General features: G+C 53.1%; 16 protein-coding genes and 1 pseudogene. 9 read left to right on the top strand and 8 right to left on the bottom strand.

Features of this window, described 5'->3' with window-relative positions; translation table 11 throughout:
• Nucleotides 1-93: 93 nt before the first annotated feature.
• The 7 genes from tyrR to pspA all read right to left on the bottom strand — a co-directional run bounded on the left by tyrR (nt 94) and on the right by pspA (nt 6,645).
• Nucleotides 94-1,662 carry a transcriptional regulator TyrR gene (gene tyrR, locus NCTC9997_RS05810; protein WP_010861879.1) on the bottom strand — a complete coding sequence of 523 codons (1,569 nt, stop codon included), beginning with the start codon at nt 1,660-1,662 and terminating at the stop codon, nt 94-96.
• 301 nt (nt 1,663-1,963) lie between these two features.
• On the bottom strand, nt 1,964-2,449 hold the full coding sequence (locus NCTC9997_RS05805) for a glutathione peroxidase (RefSeq protein WP_010861880.1): 486 nt from the start codon (nt 2,447-2,449) through the stop codon (nt 1,964-1,966).
• A gap of 240 nt (nt 2,450-2,689) precedes the next feature.
• The gene (locus NCTC9997_RS05800; protein WP_036768841.1) at nt 2,690-3,751 is read right to left on the bottom strand and encodes a YcjF family protein; all 1,062 of its coding nucleotides are present in this window, start codon (nt 3,749-3,751) and stop codon (nt 2,690-2,692) included.
• A 38-nt stretch (nt 3,752-3,789) separates the two neighbouring features.
• Nucleotides 3,790-5,202: a YcjX family GTP-binding protein gene (locus tag NCTC9997_RS05795; protein WP_039046213.1), complete on the bottom strand. Its 1,413-nt coding sequence runs from the start codon at nt 5,200-5,202 to the stop codon at nt 3,790-3,792.
• A gap of 42 nt (nt 5,203-5,244) precedes the next feature.
• Nucleotides 5,245-5,628, bottom strand: a complete 384-nt coding sequence (gene pspC, locus NCTC9997_RS05790; RefSeq protein ID WP_010861883.1) for an envelope stress response membrane protein PspC — start codon at nt 5,626-5,628, stop codon at nt 5,245-5,247.
• Nucleotides 5,625-5,855 (bottom strand): envelope stress response membrane protein PspB, encoded by a 231-nt coding sequence (pspB, locus tag NCTC9997_RS05785; RefSeq protein ID WP_010861884.1) that lies wholly within the window; start codon nt 5,853-5,855, stop codon nt 5,625-5,627. The genes pspC and pspB overlap by 4 nt, the downstream gene beginning before the upstream one ends.
• A 124-nt stretch (nt 5,856-5,979) precedes the next feature.
• Nucleotides 5,980-6,645: a phage shock protein PspA gene (gene pspA / locus NCTC9997_RS05780; RefSeq protein ID WP_010861885.1), complete on the bottom strand. Its 666-nt coding sequence runs from the start codon at nt 6,643-6,645 to the stop codon at nt 5,980-5,982.
• A gap of 398 nt (nt 6,646-7,043) precedes the next feature.
• Here pspA and pspF point away from each other — a divergent pair, with 398 nt between their 5' ends.
• The 8 genes from pspF to NCTC9997_RS05740 all read left to right on the top strand — a co-directional run bounded on the left by pspF (nt 7,044) and on the right by NCTC9997_RS05740 (nt 15,909).
• The gene (gene pspF, locus NCTC9997_RS05775) at nt 7,044-8,138 is read left to right on the top strand and encodes a phage shock protein operon transcriptional activator (RefSeq protein ID WP_064977549.1); all 1,095 of its coding nucleotides are present in this window, start codon (nt 7,044-7,046) and stop codon (nt 8,136-8,138) included.
• A 133-nt stretch (nt 8,139-8,271) separates the two neighbouring features.
• Nucleotides 8,272-9,933, top strand: coding sequence for an ABC transporter substrate-binding protein SapA (sapA, locus tag NCTC9997_RS05770; protein ID WP_010861887.1), 1,662 nt, complete (start codon nt 8,272-8,274; stop codon nt 9,931-9,933).
• Complete coding sequence (sapB, locus tag NCTC9997_RS05765; RefSeq protein ID WP_010861888.1) at nt 9,930-10,889, top strand: putrescine export ABC transporter permease SapB; 960 nt, start codon at nt 9,930-9,932, stop codon at nt 10,887-10,889. Before sapA ends, sapB begins: the two co-directional genes overlap by 4 nt.
• A 1-nt stretch (nt 10,890) precedes the next feature.
• Nucleotides 10,891-11,766, top strand: a complete 876-nt coding sequence (gene sapC / locus NCTC9997_RS05760; protein WP_010861889.1) for a putrescine export ABC transporter permease SapC — start codon at nt 10,891-10,893, stop codon at nt 11,764-11,766.
• Nucleotides 11,766-12,764: a peptide ABC transporter ATP-binding protein gene (locus NCTC9997_RS05755; RefSeq protein ID WP_010861890.1), complete on the top strand. Its 999-nt coding sequence runs from the start codon at nt 11,766-11,768 to the stop codon at nt 12,762-12,764. Before sapC ends, NCTC9997_RS05755 begins: the two co-directional genes overlap by 1 nt.
• Nucleotides 12,761-13,570: a peptide ABC transporter ATP-binding protein gene (locus tag NCTC9997_RS05750; protein WP_039046209.1), complete on the top strand. Its 810-nt coding sequence runs from the start codon at nt 12,761-12,763 to the stop codon at nt 13,568-13,570. Before NCTC9997_RS05755 ends, NCTC9997_RS05750 begins: the two co-directional genes overlap by 4 nt.
• 251 nt (nt 13,571-13,821) lie before the next feature.
• A complete protein-coding gene (gene fabI, locus NCTC9997_RS05745; RefSeq protein ID WP_010861892.1) occupies nt 13,822-14,613 on the top strand; it encodes an enoyl-ACP reductase FabI in 792 nt (263 codons plus the stop codon).
• Nucleotides 14,614-15,042: 429 nt separating this feature from the next.
• Complete coding sequence (locus NCTC9997_RS05740) at nt 15,043-15,909, top strand: hypothetical protein (protein ID WP_064977548.1); 867 nt, start codon at nt 15,043-15,045, stop codon at nt 15,907-15,909.
• A gap of 150 nt (nt 15,910-16,059) precedes the next feature.
• On the opposite strand, the gene NCTC9997_RS05735 is transcribed toward NCTC9997_RS05740, so the two are convergent.
• The gene (locus NCTC9997_RS05735; RefSeq protein WP_082935489.1) at nt 16,060-16,845 is read right to left on the bottom strand and encodes an MliC family protein; all 786 of its coding nucleotides are present in this window, start codon (nt 16,843-16,845) and stop codon (nt 16,060-16,062) included.
• A 316-nt stretch (nt 16,846-17,161) separates the two neighbouring features.
• Between NCTC9997_RS05735 and NCTC9997_RS05730 the strand changes: the two are divergent.
• Nucleotides 17,162-19,093 (top strand): annotated as a pseudogene (locus NCTC9997_RS05730) (exoribonuclease II); the annotation flags it as partial.
• Nucleotides 19,094-19,141: the final 48 nt, after the last annotated feature.

Raw genomic sequence — 19,141 nt, 5'->3', positions numbered from 1 at the left:
AGAGATTGGCCTGTATACAGTTGCGCCACGAAACAGCGAAGCCTCGAACTTCCCGCTATCACGCTATCACGCTGTCAACGAGCGCAGCGAAAATTACTGTTCGCTATGCTGCTTACCCAAACCGTACTCACGCAGTTTGTTGGCAATCGCGGTATGCGATACACCTAAACGGCGAGCCAACTTACGGGTACTTGGGTAGCTGCGATACAAGCGAGTTAATACCGAACGCTCGAAACGCTTGGTAATTTCATCCAACGAGCCATCAAGCTGATCGTCGCCCAAGCTAATTTCGGTTTCAAACTCCGGCAGTTCGATATCCTGCGGCGTCAGCACATTGCCTTCTAACTGACTCAAGGCGCGATAAATCGCATTACGCAGCTGGCGCACGTTACCTGGCCAGCCATAATGGCAGAGAAATGGCATTAACTCCGGCACTAACATTGGCCGTTCAATGCCCATCTCATCGGCGATCCGAGTAATGAACAGGTTCGCCAGCTCAGGAATATCCTGCTGCCGTTCACGCAGCGGTGGCACAGTTAAGGTTAATACGTTCAGACGGTAATAGAGGTCTTCACGGAAAATGCCTTTGTGTACGAGCTCCAGCAGATTCTTTTGCGTCGAGCAGATCACGCGGACATCCACTTTCACTTCATGATCTTCGCCGACACGGCGGAAGGTGCCGTCATTCAAGAAGCGCAGCAACTTGGTTTGCATCTGCGAGGACATCTCGCCAATTTCATCCAAGAACACTGTGCCGCCATTGGCTTGCTCAAAAAATCCTTTCTTGCTTTCGGTAACGCCTGGATAAGCCCCTGGCGCATGGCCAAACAGCTCACTTTCCGCCACATTATCAGGCAGCGCGGCACAGTTTAGTCCCAAAAACGGCAATGCACCGCGATGGCTACGTAAATGACACGCGCGCGCCAGCATCTCTTTACCAGTACCGGTTTCCCCTTCAATCAGCAATGGGGCATCCAGCATGGCCAATTTTTTTGCCTGCGCGACCACCTGCTTCATCTTCGGACTTTCGGCCAGAATATGGCCAAATACGCTGTCGTCATGCACATTATGCATCTGCAGCTGACGCCCCAACTTGGCAGCAGAACGCAACATCACCACGGCACCCGCCAGCAATGGCTTGCCTTCATCCGCAGTATGGGTGATGTAAACGGGGGTCAAATCCATCAGGTAGTCTTGGCCACGCACCACAATGCGCTGCGACACCGCTTCGGCGTGCTGCTCATCTTCCAGCCAGCGGTGGAAATTAAATCCACTGAGCAGGTTCTGGATAGTTTCTTCCAGCAATTGCTCTTCGCTCATGGAAAACAGCGCCAAAGCCGCTTGGTTGACCAAATCAATCTTGCCGCGCAAATCCACAGAAAAGACCGGATCTGGCAGCGCCTGTACCAGCGCCTTAAGTTCAGTATGCTCGCGCTCTACCGGCATAAAACGCACTTTGCGTACATCCGTAATGCCGGGAATACGCCGGATCTCCGTCATCAGACTACGGAAACTTTCAAAATCAATCTCAGGAAAGCTCAGGTAAATCCGGCCTCCGGTATCAATCTCAATGCCCCGTAAATCAATATCTCGTCCGACAAGCAGATCGAGCAGTTCCCGCGTCAACCCGACGCGATCTTCACAAAACACTTCCAGTCGCATACATTACCGACCTTCGCGATGATTAATCCAGATGTGGGACGATGATACCCCGCTCTGTGCAACAGATGAAGGCACGTGTCATTATTTCTTGACAGAGACAGCGAAATTATGTGACTGAGAAAATTATCATCTTTACTCAACTCATTTTAAATCAATGAGTTATTAAAAACCGCCCTGCTATACTTTTTACAATTTGACACGGCAAAAACAGAATATCTCCCCTCTATTTACACCTTAATCTGCTGTTTTATCCGGATTTTCTGCATGCAATCGATACGTTTAGCAAAACTGAGGCAGTCTGTCAGACTGCCAGTAAGCGGATGATGTCGGCGCGTAAAGTTTCTGGTGCGGTCTGTGGCGCGTAACGTTCCACCACCTGACCTCGAGTATCAATCAGGAACTTGGTGAAGTTCCATTTAATGGCCTCAGATCCCAGCAAGCCAGACTTTTGTTTTTTCAACCAACGGTACAGCGGATCGGCGTGGGTGCCATTGACCTCGATTTTTTGCATCACCGGGAATGTCACGCCATAGGTCAGTGAGCAAAAACGGGCAATTTCCTCGGCCGAACCGGGCTCTTGTGCACCAAACTGGTTGCACGGGAAAGCCAAAATCACAAAACCCTGCGCTTCTAACTCGCGATACAGTTTTTCCAACTCAGCGTACTGCGGGGTAAAACCACAACGGCTGGCAACATTCACCACCAACACCACTTGTCCACGCAAAGATTGCGTATCAAAAGGCGTACCGTCTAACAACGTCAGGGGGAAATCATAAATTTCGGACATAACAGGCCCTCCATGGTCCGGTTTGCTTCACGTGCTACGAACACGCATCATGTTGAAATGGCATGCATGCCATGCGCGTAGCCAACATGCACATATGGAATGAGTGTAGCGGGAAAGCGGCAAAATGTATGGCAGGGAAAATAGTGCTTACAGAAAGAGTATAGAAAACAGTCAAAAGCGTGAGCGCCGTTATATAATCGGCGCTCACCTGGGGGTTAGATGTCTTGCGGATGTGATCAGTTACTGCGCCGGATTTTGCGGCTTACTGAGCAGCTGTTTAACCTGCGTCAATAATTCCTGACGGATCATGCCCAAACGCGGTTTGTCATCGTTGATCCACGGCAGCGGACGGCACAGCTCCATCGCCTTGATCCCCAAACGCGCGGTCAGGAGCCCAACGCCAATCCCTTGCGCCGCACGGGCCGATAAGCGTGCGGTGATGTCTTGCGACAGCAAATCGACGCCCACGTCACGTACCACATCGGTCACGCCGGCAAATGCGATGTTAAACAGCACCATCTTCAGCAGCCGGACACGACTGAAATACCCCAGCTCAATGCCATACAGATTGGCGATTCGATTCACTAAGCGCAAATTACGCCAAGCGATAAATGCCATATCCACCAGCGCCAACGGGCTACAGGCCACCATCACCGCCGATTCTGCAGCATAGCGACTGATCTCAGCCCGTGCCTGCTTATCCAGCACCGGTTGCACCATGCTGGCGTACAGCCGGATCACTTCCTGATCATTATGCGTATCTTGTAACTCGGCGCGCCAACGCTGCAAAACCGGATGCTGCGCATCCAGCAACGATTGATGTGCTAACTTCTCACAAAACGGCCGTGCTTGTCCGATCCCTTGGCTGTGCAACAGGTCCGTGGCGACCTCACGCTCACGCTCGCGACGGCGTAAAGTCAGCAAGCGTCGCCATTCACTGGCCAGTGAGCCAATTCCCGCGGCTAACACCAAACCACCCGCGCCAGCGGCAGTGAGCAGAACCCAATCCCCCCCTTGCCACGCATTAATGACGCTATTAATCGTCTGGCCCACCGCCGCGACGCCAAAGCCGAGTAAGCCTACGCCCAGCAAACGACGCCACAGACTGCGCCGAGGCTGTAAGGCTTGTGTGACTTGCTGATCCAGCGCTGCTTCGGTTTCCACTACGTCAGTTTGCACAAATGCCGCATCCTGATTAAAGGTCTGCTGTGGACGCAATATCTCTTCGCTGCTGACCGCTTGCGGCTCGGCAAAAGTGATCTTCGGACTTAGCGTTTCGGTATGACGCTCATTCGCTGCCATGCGCTCGCTGTCCGGCTTGATCGTCGATTCACGGGTATTCATCGCAGCTTATCTCCCAGTAAAAACTCCATCGCGGCATCCATACGGATATGCGGTAATGGCTCGTCCGGCGCACTGACACGCGGACGGAAAGATTCAAAATCAAAGTGTTGCTGCTGCCAAAAGGCTGCTGACGGCAGGCGCGCCGGAACATCGCCCGGATACACCAGCAGCGGCGCGCCATCACTGAGGCGATGACCGCGCAGTGCGCTCATTGTGCGCCCTTGATGCTGCACTTGGCCCACTTCGGTGGCCTGTACCGAGGCCAGACTGATGCAGTCCATCGCAATGCCCTCAAACGCCGCGCTTTGCCACGCTTCTTGCACCAGTTGTTGCAGCAGTGAGACCTGATTGGCGTGCTGATCGGGCGTCACATGATCTGACTTGGTGGCGGCGAACATCAGTTTATCGATGCACGGCGAGAACAACCGGCGCAGCAGTGTGCGTTTACCGTAATGGAAACTTTGCATCAACTGCGCCAGCGCCATCCGCATGTCATTAAACGCCTGCGGGCCGATATTCAGCGGTTGCAAGCAATCCACCAGCACAATTTGGCGATCAAAACGGGCAAAGTGATCGCGATAAAAGCCTTTCACCACATGTTGGCAATAGTGCTCGAAACGGGCCTTGAGCAAGCCTAAATTACTGTTTTTATCTGCCTTGCTAAATGCCGTTTCATCTAACGCCCCAAATGGCCCCTGTTGACCCGGCCACGGGAAAAATTGCAGTACTGGCGCATCGGCTAATTCGCCCGGCAGCACAAATCGCCCCGGTTGGATAAAGTGCAAGCCCTCATCTTTACAGCGCTGCAAGTAAGCGGTGTATTCACGCGCAATATCAGCCAATAAATTTTCATCAGCGGGTGCATGCGGATCGCATTTAGCCGCAAGGGTCAGCCAAGGCCGCGCCCATTCCGCCCGCTCACCTTGCAGCATATCCATCATCTGCTGTGACCACTGGCGATAGCTTTGCTCCAGCAGAGGTAAATCCAGCAACCATTCCCCCGGATAATCAACGATCTCCAGATTCAAGGTGGCCAGCTCACTTAAGTGCCGCAATAGTGAATGCTGAGGACGATAACGGATATTCAAGCGAATTTGGCTGACGCCACGAGTGGCTACCGGCCATGCCGGAGGGTCAGAATGCAAACTGAGCATGCCTTCATCATAGGCAAAACGCGGGATGGATAAATCGCGCTGCGGAATACGCTTGATGCCTTGTATTCGCTCTTCGCGCACCGCAGAAAATAACGGTAAGCGCGCACCGGCATTCACATGCAGCAGTTGATTGACCAACGAGGTAATAAAGGCCGTTTTTCCGCTGCGGCTCAGACCGGTCACCGCAATGCGCAGATGCCGGTCTAAACCGCGGTTAACAAAGGTCGAGAGTTCATTTTTTATCAGATTTTTCATGCATACTCACAACAGATCAGAACAGTTGTCTGATTATACGCCTTATAGCTGACGAAATTTGTTTCGTACCTTAAAGGTTTCTGATGTCACATACCCTTCTAAGCGGCGCAATTGGGTTTCCAGTTCGGAAAATTCCTGATCCAATGTCTGGATCCGGCGATGAGCCGACTCCCCCGCCTGCCACGTTTTAGACTTGAGCGCCGGCTCTTCGTAAACTGCCTCGCCTTCGCCGGTATATTTATCCATAAACAGCCATGCGGCCAGATAAGCCAAAATCACGATCCCCGCACCACCGAACAAAAACACGGTGATCACCATGATCCGCACCAGCCACACTTCGATGCCAAAGTAGTGCGCCAAACCAGCACACACCCCTGCCACTTTGCCTTCGCGCGGATAACGATACAGGTTGCCGTTACCGGTCATGATGGCTCCCTCCAGTTCGGGTGTTGAGAGTCTAAAATCACTTCCAATGAACGGATACGCTCGCGCATCTGCTGCGCTTCACGGGTTAACACCTCCAAACGGCGGCGCTCTTCTTGGCTCAAGCCTTCGCCCAATTCACGCTTGCTGCGATAGTGCAGCCACAGCCAAACGGGCGCGACAAACAGGAAGAAAATCGTTAACGGCACAGACAGGAAAAAGCTTCCCATTGTTACACTCCCTTTCGATATGCAGGGCAGCAGGCTGCCCTGGCGATAATAATGATGGTGCGATGAATTGCGCGTCCATCAGCCTAAGCAAAACCGAGCTAACCGATACACAAAGATGGCACGGTTAGTCTTTTTGCTGCATCTTGGCTTTCAACGCAGCCAGCTCACGGCTGATATCATCATCGGCCTGCAGCTCGGCAAACTCGTCATGCAAATTCTTTTGCTTACCGATAGTCATACTATCTGCTTGCGCTTCCATCTGATCAATACGGCGTTCAAATTGCTCAAAACGGGCCATGGCCTCATCCAAGCGCGAATTTTCCAGCTGGCCTCGCACTGAGCGTGATGAAGCCGCAGCCTGATAGCGGACCTGCAAGGCCTGCTGACGGGCGCGCGTCTCGGTCAGTTTTTTCTCCAGCTCTGCCACTTCACCGCTCATGCGCTGAATGCTGCTGTCGACGGCGTCCAATTCTTGCTCCAGACCTTGGATCAACTCAGCCACTTTCTGACGCTCAATCAGTGCCGCACGCGCTAAATCTTCACGCGATTTACGCAGCGCCAATTCAGCTTTTTCTTGCCACTCACTTTCTTGTGCGCGGGCATGACCAATTCGACGCTCCAGTTGCTTACGCTCCGCCAAGGCATGCGCAGAGGTAGAGCGCACTTCCACCAGCGTGTCTTCCATCTCCTGAATCATCAGGCGGACCAACTTCTGCGGATCTTCAGCTTTATCCAGCAGCGCATTGATGTTGGAGTTCACAATGTCAGCAAAACGTGAAAAAACACCCATAATAGTTCTCCTGAATTAGGGCTCCGACCTAAGCGGACCGCTAACTGTTGTTCATTTCCGGCTACGCACTCGGGTGGTTTATCCCACTTCCGTGCTGCGCAGCGACCTGTTCACTGCCATAACCATATCAAGTTGCATGCCAAGTTTTTGCATTCAAGTAATGCATTGATTAATAACAAATTAAATAAAGGGATAGCTTTTCGGCGGGGATAATGCTATGACTAAATTAGCTAAAAAATAGTGAAAATGACCACTTAAGCAGTCTTGCCGCTCTGTACTACATAGCATGTTGCCCAACGCGTGAGTCTCGATTCGAGCATAGCGTTGAGCTGCTATGTGAGCTGCAATGTGAATAAACATTTGGTCATCTCGCCTCGCCACAGGAGCACCACCGCGCCATGAAACGTAACGACAACCTCATCGGCGTCGCCGACAGCTTTACCCGCGTACTGGAGCAAGTCTCCCGACTCGCGCCGCTGAACAAACCGGTGCTGATTATCGGCGAGCGCGGCAGCGGTAAAGAGCTGATCGCCAAACGCCTGCATTATTTGTCGCGCCGCTGGCAAGCTCCGCTGCTAACCCTGAACTGCGCAGCGTTAAACGATAACTTGCTAGATTCGGAACTGTTCGGTCACGAGGCCGGCGCTTTTACTGGCGCACAAAAACGCCATGCCGGCCGCTTTGAGCGCGCCCAAGGCGGTAGCCTCTTTTTGGATGAGTTGGCCACCGCGCCACTGCGGGTACAAGAAAAGCTGCTGCGCGTTATCGAATATGGTGAGTATGAACGTGTGGGCGGTAGCCAAAAACTGGAGGCCGATGTGCGCCTGATCTGCGCCACCAACGAAGATCTGCCGGCCAAAGCCGCACGCGGTGAATTTCGTGCCGATTTGCTAGATAGATTGGCGTTCGATGTGATTAACCTGCCGCCGCTGCGCCATCGCCGCGACGATATCCCACTGCTGGCTGAATTTTTCGCCGTAGAGATGTGCAAAGAGTTAGGTTATCCACTGTTTGCCGGTTTCACCCCACACGCACTGAGTGCATTAAATGAATACCCGTGGCCGGGTAACGTGCGGGAGCTCAAAAACGTGGTCGAGCGTGCGGTATATCGTAATGACACACCGCAAGAGCCAGTGCATGAAATTATCTTCAATCCTTTTGTCGATTGGGAAGCCGCCTCGCAATCAAGCAACCTAACTCAGACAAACGAATTCCCTTCAACTACAGGCTTGCCATCCGCTAGCCCATCCACCTCAGTGCCTGAGTCAGCGCTGACCTCGGCTGCTACAGCCAACGCACAACCGATGGTGCTCAACTTCCCTGTGGATTTAAAAGCTTGGTTAGCTGCGCAAGAGCAACAGGTCATTCACTCAGCGCTGCAGCAAGCCCGCTATAATCAGAAACAAGCCGCCACGTTACTGGGGCTCACTTACCACCAGCTACGCGGGATCTTACGCAAGTATCCCGAGCTGCAATCGTTGGACGCAATGTGACCCATTTTCTTTACCTGCAACATGCCCGGTCACAGCACCCGCAGCTCCGGCATTGTGCAATAAATCGCCAGAGGTTGGCGTTCGGCAAGAGTAATGTAAAATGATGCCCTTGTTAGAAAAAAAACGAGTCAACATGAGCGGCCTGAAAATAAGGTGTGGCGTTTCGTTATGGCATGCGTGGTACTGGATCAGCGGTCTATTTTTGCTGCTGGCACAACCTGCATGGGCTAACGAAACTTTGCCGGCAGAGATTTATCAGAAAGGATTCGTCTACTGTACCGCCGGTAACACCAATATCCTGAACCCCCAGCGAGTCAAGGCCGGGGTTACCATTGATGCTATCTCCACGCAGGTCTATGACCGACTGCTGGACATCAATCCTTTTACCTATCGGCTGATGCCTTCTGCTGCCGAGAGCTGGCAGATCAGTGACGCCGGACGCACGTTTACCTTCAAACTGCGCCGCGGCATTCAATTTCACCAGACCGCTTGGTTTACCCCAACCCGCGCCCTGAACGCTGATGATGTGGTGTTCAGCCTGCAACGGATTTTCGATCCGAAATCGCCATACCATATGGTCGGCGGCGGTTCTTATCCCTATTTTGATAGCTTGCAGCTGGGTAGCAAGATTGAGTCCATCACCAAACTTAATGATGACGAAGTGCAAATCAAATTGCTGCGTCCGGACTCCTCCTTCCTAACCCACTTAGCCACGCACTTTGCGGTGATCTTGTCCAAAGAGTACGCCGATCAACTGCTCAAAGAAGGCAAACAAGAACAGATTGACCGCCTGCCGATCGGCTCTGGCCCGTTCAAGTTACAAGAGTACCGTAACGGACAGTACATCCGTCTCGCCCGTCACGACGAATATTGGAAAGGCCGGGCGCGCATTGCCCAAGTGGTGGTGGACTTCGCGTCAGGCGGTGCTGGCCGGATGGCCAAATTGATCACCGGCGAGTGCGATGTTCTACCCTATCCGGCAGCTAACCAGATTGCGTTGCTGCGAGACGATCCTAAGCTGAAGCTGAGCGTACAATCGGGGATGAACGTCTCTTATCTGGCACTCAACACCCAAAAAGCGCCGCTGAACAACCCGAAAGTGCGCCGCGCACTCTCTATGCTGGTTAATCGCGATCGTCTGCTGAAATCCATTTACTACGGTACTGCGGAGCCTGCACGCTCTTTGCTGCCGCCGGTTTCATGGGCGTTTGACCATCGTCTGGCCGAACACTACTACACCCCGGCGGAAGCACAAAAGCTGCTGGCGGAAGCCGGAGTGTCAGATCTGAAGCTCAAATTGTGGGTACCGACCTCCGCACAAAGCTATAACCCGTCGCCACTGAAAATGGCTGAGCTGATCCAAGCGGATATGGCCAAAGCTGGGGTGAAAGTGTCAATTATCCCGATCGATACCCAAAGTTTTGAGCGCGGCATGCTGCAAAGCGGCGATTACGACATGGTACTGACCGGTTGGGTTTCCGACAGCGATGACCCCGACAGCTTCTTGCGCCCTCAGCTTGGCTGCAACGCCATCGACTCCGGCAGTAACTACGCGCGCTGGTGCGAGCCGCGTTTTGATGCCTTCCTACATGCGGCCCTGACCACCGACAAATTGGCCAGCCGCCTGCTGTTTTATCGCAACGCCTTACAAATTATGGAAGAAGAAACGCCTGTGATCCCAATTGCGCACTCACTGCGCCTGCAAGGGCACCGCGCCGACCTGAACGGCTTAGTTCTCAGCCCGTTCGGCAGTACCTCGTTTTCCGAAGTTTACCGGCAGGAGCCTGAGCAATGATCATCTACACCCTGCGTCGGCTCAGCCTGTTGGTGATTACGGTGCTGATCCTGACCCTCATCGGCTACTGGCTCAAAAGCTATGGTAGCGCGCCGTCTGATCTGTCATGGTTTGACGGTTACAGCCAGTACCTGATGGCGTTGAGCGATGGCAACTTCGGCGTCTCCAACGTCACTGGCGAGCCACTTAGCGAGCAATTGCTGAACGTGTTTCCGGCCACGCTGGAGCTGTGCTTGCTAGCCTTTATTCTGGCGCTGATCGTCGGTATTCCGCTCGGTCTGATTGCCGGTGCGCGCCGTGGTCGCTGGCAAGATTTCATTATCTCCGCCATCGCGTTGGTTGGTTTTTCCATCCCGGTATTCTGGCTGGGGATCTTGCTGATCATGCTGTTTTCCCTGCACTTAGGCTGGCTGCCGATTTCCGGTCAACACAGTCTGCTGTATGAAGTGCAGCGGGTAACCGGATTTATTCTGGTGGATGCGTGGTTATCTGACTCACCGTACCGCGAGCAGATTATTTACAACACCGTGATGCACATGATTTTACCGGTGGTCGTGCTGTCGTTATCACCGACCACCGAAGTGATCCGCTTGATGCGCGCCAGTACTGAACAAGTGGTCGACAAACCGTATGTGAAAGTGGCGGCTACCCGCGGGTGGTCACGACTGACCATTTTGCGCCGCTCGATTTTGCGCAATGCCCTACCACCGATCATTCCTAAATTAGGGCTGTTATTTTCCACCATGCTGACACTGGCGATGATCACTGAAACCGTATTTAGCTGGCCAGGAATTGGCCGCTGGTTGATTCAAGCACTGAACCAGCATGACTATGCCGCCATCTCCGCCGGTGTGGTGGTGGTGGGTAGCTCCGTTATTTTTATCAGCGTGCTGTCGGAACTGGTCGGCGCCGCGGTTAACCCGCTGATCCGTAAAGAATGGTACGAGGTTCACTGATATGCCACACCGTACTGTAATGCCTAGCCGTATGGCACATACTTGGAACCTGTACCGAGGCGATACCGTCTCGATGATCGGTTTTTATGGTCTGCTTTTTTTGCTGATCTTGACCGTCTTCGGTCATCACATCGCCCCGTTTGCGCCGAATTTTCAGTTCATCGACAAAGAGCTGATGCCGCCATCATGGGCGGAAAATGGCAAAGTGGAGTTTTTCTTCGGTACCGATGATCTGGGGCGCGATATTTTCAGTCGCCTGATTTGTGGCACCCAATTGACCTTCGGTAGCGCCTTTTTAGTGGTTTGCACCGCCTCGATTGTCGGTACGCTGATCGGTATCGCCGCGGGGATGTCCAAGGGTCTGAAATCCTCGATTTTGAACCACACGCTGGATGCGCTGCTGTCTATCCCAACCCTGCTGATTGCGATCATCGTCGTCGCACTCACTGGCGCCGGTTTGCTACACGCTATGTTTGCTGTCTGGTTGGCGCTGGTGCCCCGTTTTGTGCGCGCGGTATATACCGCCGTGCACGATGAGATGGAAAAAGATCACATCACTGCAATTCGCTTAGACGGTGCGTCCAACGGCTATATTTTGCGCTACGCCGTACTGCCAAACATCATGGCGATGCTGGTCACTGAATTTACCCGTGGTTTTTCTGTGGCCATGTTGGATATCGCCGCATTGGGCTTTTTGGATCTCGGCGCTCAGCGTCCAAGCCCTGAATGGGGAGCCATGTTGGGTGAAGCCCTCAGCTTGCTGTATATCGCACCGTGGACCGTCACCCTGCCCGGTCTGGCGATTTTGTTCAGTGTGATCATTGTTAACCTCGCCGGTGACGGGCTGCGCCGCGCCATCAACGCAGGAACCGAGTAATGCCACTTTTAGATATTCGTAACCTGACGATTGAAATCATGACTCCGGCTGGGCCGGTAAAAGCCGTGGATCGCGTCAGCTTGATCCTCAACGAAGGTGAAATCCGCGGGTTAGTGGGCGAGTCCGGCTCGGGTAAGAGTCTGGTAGCCAAAGCCATTTGTGGGGTCAGTAAAGATAACTGGAAAATCACCGCCGACCGTTTTCGCTTTAATGACGTCGACATGCTGCGCCTGAGCAATAAAGAGCGTCGCCACTGGGTAGGTCGTCATATCTCGATGATTTTCCAAGAGCCGCAGTCGTGCCTTGATCCTTCTGAGCGCGTTGGTCGTCAATTGGAAGAAACCATCCCATCGTGGACGTTCAAAGGCCACTGGTGGAAACGTTGGAATTGGCGCTATAAGCAAGCCAAGGCGCTGCTGCACAAAGTGGGGATCAAAGATCACCGCGAAATCATGCGCAGCTACCCGTATGAACTCACCGAAGGGGAATGCCAGAAGGTCATGATTGCCATGGCGCTGGCCAACCAACCGAAGCTGCTGATTGCCGATGAACCGACCAACTCGATGGAGCCGACTACCCGCGCGCAGATTTTCCGTCTGCTGGATCGGATGAATCAGCTGAATGACACCACCATCTTGCTGGTCAGCCACGACTTACTCAGTCTGACGCAAACAGCCAATAAGCTGACCGTGATGTACTGCGGCCAGACCATTGAATCTGGCACATGCGAGCAGATTTTAGAAACGCCGCACCATCCCTATACGTTGGCGTTGCTGCGTTCGATGCCGGATTTTCGTGAGCCACTGCCGCACAAAAGCCGACTCAGCACCCTGCCCGGTGCGATCCCGCCGCTGCAGCACTTGCCGATTGGTTGCCGCTTAGGGCCGCGCTGTCCGCACGCGCAGAAAAAATGCATCGAAACCCCAGTGCTGCGCAAAATCAAAAACCATGAGTTTGCCTGCCACTTCCCGCTTAACGTAGAGGAAAGCCAGCTGTGAGTGCCCTATTAGACGTCACCGGACTCAGTAAAACCTTCCGCTACCATACCGGTTTATTCCGTCGTCACACGGTAGAAGCGGTGCATCCACTGGATTTATCACTGGATGAAGGCAAAACCTTAGCCATTATCGGTGAAAACGGCTCCGGTAAATCCACCCTCGCCAAGCTGATAGCCGGCATGGTGGAGCCGACCCAAGGTGAGATCCGCGTGCATGGCGAGCGACTGTGGTATGGCGATTACCGCCATCGCTGCAAGTTGATCCGCATGATATTCCAAGATCCGAACACCTCGCTAAATCCTAAAATGCAGATTGGTCAGATCTTGGAAGGCCCACTAAAGCTGAATACCGATCTGACCGCCCAAGAGCGGGAAAATCGGATCATTGCCACACTGCGCAAAGTCGGCTTACTGCCCGATCACGCCAGTGTCTATCCACAAATGCTGGCCACCGGCCAAAAACAGCGTGTCTCGCTGGCGCGCAGTTTGATTCTGGAGCCCAAAATCATTGTGGCGGATGAGGCGCTGACCCAGCTGGATATGTCCATGCGCTCGCAAATCCTGAATCTGATGCTGGAGCTACAAGAAAATCTAGGGATTTCGTATATTTATGTAAGCCAGCACATGGGTGTGGTCAAACACATCAGCGATAAGGTGCTGGTCATGCAGCAAGGGCATGTGGTGGAGCGTGGCGATACGAAAACGGTATTTTGCGATCCACAACACGACCTGACACGCCGAATGATTGAAAGTCATTTTGGTGAGGTGCTGACCCCAGCCGCGTGGGAACGACCGGTCGAAATTTAACGCCTCGCTTTACCTGTGCGTAGTCTCTGCTAAAGCAGAGACTACGCACACATTACCCGCCAATTCCTGCTCATTTGACGCTCAATCACCGTTAAATCTAGCCACTTTTTCCCCTCGCTGCGCCGCCGGACTGCTCGGATGAGCAGGTAGACATGTCGACCACAGCGTGGAACATGGTAGAATCACTGAATTCATTCTTTCGTACAAAGCCGTATTGATATCAGTTTTGTAGACAACAAGGATCTCTTGTGATGGGTTTTCTGACCGGTAAACGTATTTTAATCGCAGGCGTAGCCAGCAACCGTTCTATCGCTTACGGCATTGCTGCCGCTATGCATCGTCAGGGCGCGGAACTGGCCTTCACCTACCAGAATGAAAAACTGAAGTCTCGCGTTGACGCGATTGCAGCCGAGTGCGGCTCTTCCATCGTGCTGCCATGTGACGTTGCAGAAGATGCCAGCATCGATGCCATGTTCGCTGAACTGGCCAACGTATGGCCAAACTTCGACGGTTTTGTTCACTCCATCGCTTACGCACCGGGCGATCAGCTGGACGGCGACTATGTTGACGCTGTAACCCGTGACGGTTTCCGCATCGCTCACGACATCAGCTCCTACAGCTTTGCCGCGATGGCGAAATCTTGCCGTAAGATGCTGAACCCAGGCTCTGCACTGGTCACGCTGTCTTACTTGGGTGCTGAGCGCGCTATCCCTAACTACAACGTGATGGGTCTGGCGAAAGCCTCTCTGGAAGCTAACGTGCGTTACATGGCGAATGCTATGGGCGCTGAAGGCGTGCGTGTTAACGGTATCTCTGCTGGCCCTATCCGTACTCTGGCCGCTGCAGGTATCAAAAACTTCAAGAAGATGCTGTCTCACTGCGAATCTGTCACCCCAATTCGCCGTACTGTGACCATCGAAGATGTGGGTAACTCCGCCGCATTCCTGTGCTCTGATCTGGCTGCCGGTATCTCCGGTGAGATCCTGCACGTTGACGGCGGTTTCAACATCGCTGCGATGAACGAGCTGGAAGTTAACGAGTAACAAGCAACGGATAAGGCAGCGCGAATAGGTTCACTTTGGTTTCTATAACGTTAACGTTTGTTCCTATCACGCTGTTTTCTACCAAGCTTGTCTCTATTGAGCTTATCTCTATCAAGTTCTGAAAAATCCGCTACGGCGGATTTTTTTATGTCGGTAGGTAATGCAGACCTTCCCTATCCCTTTTATCTATTCCTTTTCTGTGTCACACATCCCCCTTATTCCTGCTAGCGGTTTAGCATCCGCCAATCCGGAATCTGCCTCACAAGCCGTTATCTTAATGGCATGTAAATCCGCCGCTCGCGCGCAAGCCTACTCCGGCCACTCTCGCCCTTCACGTATACTGCGGACATTGTGTTTTGTTACGCGTGGCGATTTTTCTGCTCGGTACCTTTTATCTTACCTGCCACGCCTCAAACAGGAATTATTGCTATGCACCGTGCCGCACCCCGAGTATCCCTGCCCATTTCACTTGCTAGCTTAATCATCGCCATCAGTGTTGCCCCAATCTCTCATGCCGCGACAGAGCAAGAGCGCAGCCGACAAGCGGCTGAGATAGCCCGTCAGTTACTGTGCGCTAGCCAGAACTCGCTGAAAGAGTGTTTGGATGTGAATCAAATCCTGACAAACCCCGGCTATGATGACGGCCAATGGCATGGCGATAACGGGCAATGGGATCAAAATGGCTCGTGGGAGAACAGTCCGTGGGAGAACAGTCCGTCGCAAAATAATGGCCAGTGGGAAGGCAATAACGGTACCAACAATCAAAACGGGCAGTGGCAGCAAAACCAAGATGGCTACCCGCGCACCATCCGTATTTCTCGCTTACAACGAGACTACCCACTACGTAATCAGCAAGCACTGATCCAATTTGAGGTAGCGGCCGCAGCTACCTATCTGGTCAATGCCGAGCTCTATAACCGCGACGGTAACCGCGTTGCCAGCGCCCAAGCGCAAGCAACCCGACAGCGGACACCGATGACCTTGGTCGTTAATAATCCGGGCACTTATCGCCTGCAAATTCAGGCTAATAACGGACTTGGTGCACAAAACTATACTGTCAGCGTTACCGGTCGCAACGGGATCAACCCCGATGAGCAATCCAGCACCCAGCCATCAGATTATCCGGAGTATCAAACTGGCACGCCGTATCAAGCCGGTGATGTGGTTCGCCGCAATGGCCGCTTGTATCAATGTCGTCCGTGGCCAAACAGTGGGTGGTGCGGACAAGGAGAGTTGCACTACGCTCCCGGTACGGGGATGAATTGGCAAGATGCATGGCAATATTTTCGCGGGTAATTTCGTGAGTCATCACCATTGACCTTTTTCTAGAACGGTATTTTTCAAAATCGGTATTTTTGAACATAGTTGTCGCCCTCCGTTTGCAACAACGCCAAAAACAAAACGGCAGCCCTAAGGCTGCCGTTTTACATGAGCGTATCCAAATAATTATGGCTTTGTACTTTGCTCTGCTTGTGCTTTTGGCACTTTCGGCGCACTGCTTTCTGTTACCGGTACACTTTTCACCGGTTCGCTGGCGCTTTTGCTTGGTGAACTCGCGCTGGGCGTACTTTCGACTTGCGTGTTACTCGCAGGAGTTGCCTCTACTTTATTGCTTGTACTGCTTACTGCGGTTTGCTCGCTCACCTGACACGCATACTCCGTACCATTGATGGTTAACGCCGCCGCCTCCCCTTTGCCCCAGAACAACACGTCATACTGGGTGTTCACCCCACCATAGCGAATGCCGCTACCTGATGGTTGGATAAAAGACACCACCTGACTATCCGGCTCACCACTGCTATCGAGCGTGATATTAGCCGCTTGCGGTTTGGTTTCATTATAAAAGGTCACCGTAACCGGATCTGGTCGCCCTTTACAGCTGTACACCACAGGAGCCAATGGCTGGCTCAGTTGATACTTCACCTGCAATTCAGCAATACGCAGCTGATAATTCTGACGGGTACAGGCCGGCAGATCACTGCTCTTCCAGCATTCGTTGCGCCCTTTGATCCAGCCGCGCTGGGTGGCCTTCAGCCACGCAGAATCGGTGCCTTTGGCCACCGCTTCCTGATAAACTTTTGCCATCTTCTGATCCAGCGCCGCTAAGGCCGGATCGCTACAGATCAGCTTTTCGACTGAGCCGGAGGATGTTTTACAATCAATCACCGGCGTATGTGCCAGCACCGGCATACTGCATATTCCCAGAATAAATAGGCCTGCTGAGCGCTTCATTGTTGTGTGTCCATCAAGTTCTGTTATCTCTACCGCGCAGGGTTTTAGCAATCTTCGGTCATGAAGTCTACAACCAGACCGTAGACTCTCGATAATCTTGTAGTATAAGCCATTCCCACATCGCGTCCTGCACGAAACATGCGGTGTTAAACGCCGACCATACGCCGTTGGCGACGGTTCACTGGCGGACGCTCGGCATCTGCCGCCCGATGCGGGCAATAAGCAAGAATCCTGCCGAGATAAATCTGCTTAAAACCGCTCAACAAATGGTATTATCGGGACTAACCGATAGATTACTCCCTTGCCGGATAGGTTTATGTTTCAAGATAACCCGCTGCTTTCCCAGCTTAAGCAACAAATGCGTGAAAACACCCCGCAAATCGAAGGTGTTATCAAAGGTACCGACAAAGGTTTCGGCTTTATCGAAACTGATAATCAGAAAAGTTATTTTGTCCCGCCTCCGTACATGAAAAAAGTCATGCATGGTGACCGTGTGGTAGCCCTGCTGCGCACTGAAAAAGAGCGTGAAGTTGCCGAGCCTGACAGCCTGATTGAGCCGTTCCTGAGCCGTTTTGTTGGCCGCATCCGCAAAGGCCGTGACGGTAAGCTGAATGTCGTTCCAGATCATCCACTGCTGAATGATCCGATCTCCTGCCGTCCGGTAAAAGGGCTGGATGCAACCCTGAACGAAGGTGACTGGGTTGTCGCGGAGATGAAACGTCACCCGCTCAAAGGCGACCGCGGTTTTTATGCCGATGTAACCGAATTCATTACCCATGCCAATGACCACTATGCGCCATGGTGGGTAACGCTGTCACGCCACCAGCTGGAGCGTGAAGCACCAACCGCCACATTCAATGGCATGTTGGATGAGAACCTAACCCGCGAAGATCTGAGCGAACTGCCGTTTGTCACCATCGACAGCGCCAGCACGCAGGATATGGACGATGCGCTGTACATCCAAGCCACCGATAATGGCTGGCAGTTGACCATCGCCATCGCCGATCCAACCGCCTACGTGGCCGAAGGCAGCGAGCTGGATAAAGAAGCCAGCCAACGCGCGTTCACCAACTACCTGCCGGGCTTCAACATCCCAATGCTGCCACGCGAGCTGTCTGATGACCTGTGCTCACTGCGTGAAGGCGAGCGTCGCCCTGCACTGCTGTGCCGCGTTAGCGTGCATAAAGACGGCTCTCTGGGTGACGATGCGCACTTCTTTGCTGGTTGGGTCACTTCCCACGGCAAACTGGTCTACGACAATGTTTCTGATTGGCTGGAGCAACGTGAAAACTGCTGGCAGCCTGAGAACGCTGTGGTTGCCGAGCAAATCACGCAGCTGCACCAGATGGCGCTGGCACGTACCCAATGGCGCAGTGAGAACACCTTAGTGTTCAAAGACCGCCCTGATTACCGCTTTGTGCTGGATGAAAACGGTGTGGTTACTGACATCGTGGCCGAGCATCGTCGTATTGCCAACCGCATGGTTGAAGAGTCGATGATTCTGGCGAACGAATGCGCCGCCAAGGTACTGGCTGATAAAGTCGGTTTCGGTATCTACAACGCGCATGCGGGTTTCGATCCTGAGCTGGTTGACCAAGCAGTAACTATCCTTAGCAACAACGGAGTCGAGTTTGATCGCGACACCCTGCTGTCACTGGACGGTTTCTGCCGCCTGCGTCGTCAATTAGATGCGATGCCAACTGCTTATCTGGATGGTCGTATTCGTCGCTTCCAAGCTTACAGTGAAGTGAGCGCCGTACCAGCACCACACTTTGGTCTGGGCCTGCAAGCCTACGCGACTTGGACATCACCAATTCGTAAATACGGTGACATGGTCAACCATCGCCTGCTGAAAGCGGTTATCCGTAACGAGCAGCCTGCAACTCAGCCAAGCGAAGCGCTGACTACACAACTGGCCGAGCGTCGTCGCTTTAACCGTATGTCCGAGCGTGATGTCGGTGATTGGTTGTACTCCCGCTTCTTGCAGCCAAAGCTGACGGAAAATCGCAGCTATCAAGCCGAGATCATCGATGTATCACGCGGTGGTTTGCGCGTCCGTCTGCTGGAAAACGGTGCCGTCGCTTTCGTTCCTGCGCCATTCATTCACCCAGTGCGTGACGAGCTGGAATGCAGCACCGATACCGCGACTATTTCCATCAAAGGTGAGCCGGTTTACCGTCTGGGCGATACCCTGCCAGTGACCTTGGCTGAGGTGCGGATGGAAACCCGTAACATCGTTGCCAGACCAACGCCTGCAGAAGCGCCTGCCGCTGAAGTGAAAGCAGACGCAGCTGAA

This window comes from Plesiomonas shigelloides, from assembly GCF_900087055.1.
Lineage (GTDB): Bacteria > Pseudomonadota > Gammaproteobacteria > Enterobacterales > CAMTGL01 > Plesiomonas > Plesiomonas shigelloides.
The sequence above is the reverse complement of the archived record's forward strand: the minus strand, read 5'-3'. Positions and strand labels throughout refer to the sequence as shown.

Coding starts and splice junctions, on each gene's coding strand:
- tyrR (WP_010861879.1), bottom strand. CDS start 1,662: ATGCGACTGGAAGTGTTTTGTGAAGATCGCGTCGGGTTGACGCGGGAA.
- NCTC9997_RS05805 (WP_010861880.1), bottom strand. CDS start 2,449: ATGTCCGAAATTTATGATTTCCCCCTGACGTTGTTAGACGGTACGCCT.
- NCTC9997_RS05800 (WP_036768841.1), bottom strand. CDS start 3,751: ATGGCAGCGAATGAGCGTCATACCGAAACGCTAAGTCCGAAGATCACT.
- NCTC9997_RS05795 (WP_039046213.1), bottom strand. CDS start 5,202: ATGAAAAATCTGATAAAAAATGAACTCTCGACCTTTGTTAACCGCGGT.
- pspC (WP_010861883.1), bottom strand. CDS start 5,628: ATGACCGGTAACGGCAACCTGTATCGTTATCCGCGCGAAGGCAAAGTG.
- pspB (WP_010861884.1), bottom strand. CDS start 5,855: ATGGGAAGCTTTTTCCTGTCTGTGCCGTTAACGATTTTCTTCCTGTTT.
- pspA (WP_010861885.1), bottom strand. CDS start 6,645: ATGGGTGTTTTTTCACGTTTTGCTGACATTGTGAACTCCAACATCAAT.
- pspF (WP_064977549.1), top strand. CDS start 7,044: ATGAAACGTAACGACAACCTCATCGGCGTCGCCGACAGCTTTACCCGC.
- sapA (WP_010861887.1), top strand. CDS start 8,272: ATGAGCGGCCTGAAAATAAGGTGTGGCGTTTCGTTATGGCATGCGTGG.
- sapB (WP_010861888.1), top strand. CDS start 9,930: ATGATCATCTACACCCTGCGTCGGCTCAGCCTGTTGGTGATTACGGTG.
- sapC (WP_010861889.1), top strand. CDS start 10,891: ATGCCACACCGTACTGTAATGCCTAGCCGTATGGCACATACTTGGAAC.
- NCTC9997_RS05755 (WP_010861890.1), top strand. CDS start 11,766: ATGCCACTTTTAGATATTCGTAACCTGACGATTGAAATCATGACTCCG.
- fabI (WP_010861892.1), top strand. CDS start 13,822: ATGGGTTTTCTGACCGGTAAACGTATTTTAATCGCAGGCGTAGCCAGC.
- NCTC9997_RS05740 (WP_064977548.1), top strand. CDS start 15,043: ATGCACCGTGCCGCACCCCGAGTATCCCTGCCCATTTCACTTGCTAGC.
- NCTC9997_RS05735 (WP_082935489.1), bottom strand. CDS start 16,845: ATGAAGCGCTCAGCAGGCCTATTTATTCTGGGAATATGCAGTATGCCG.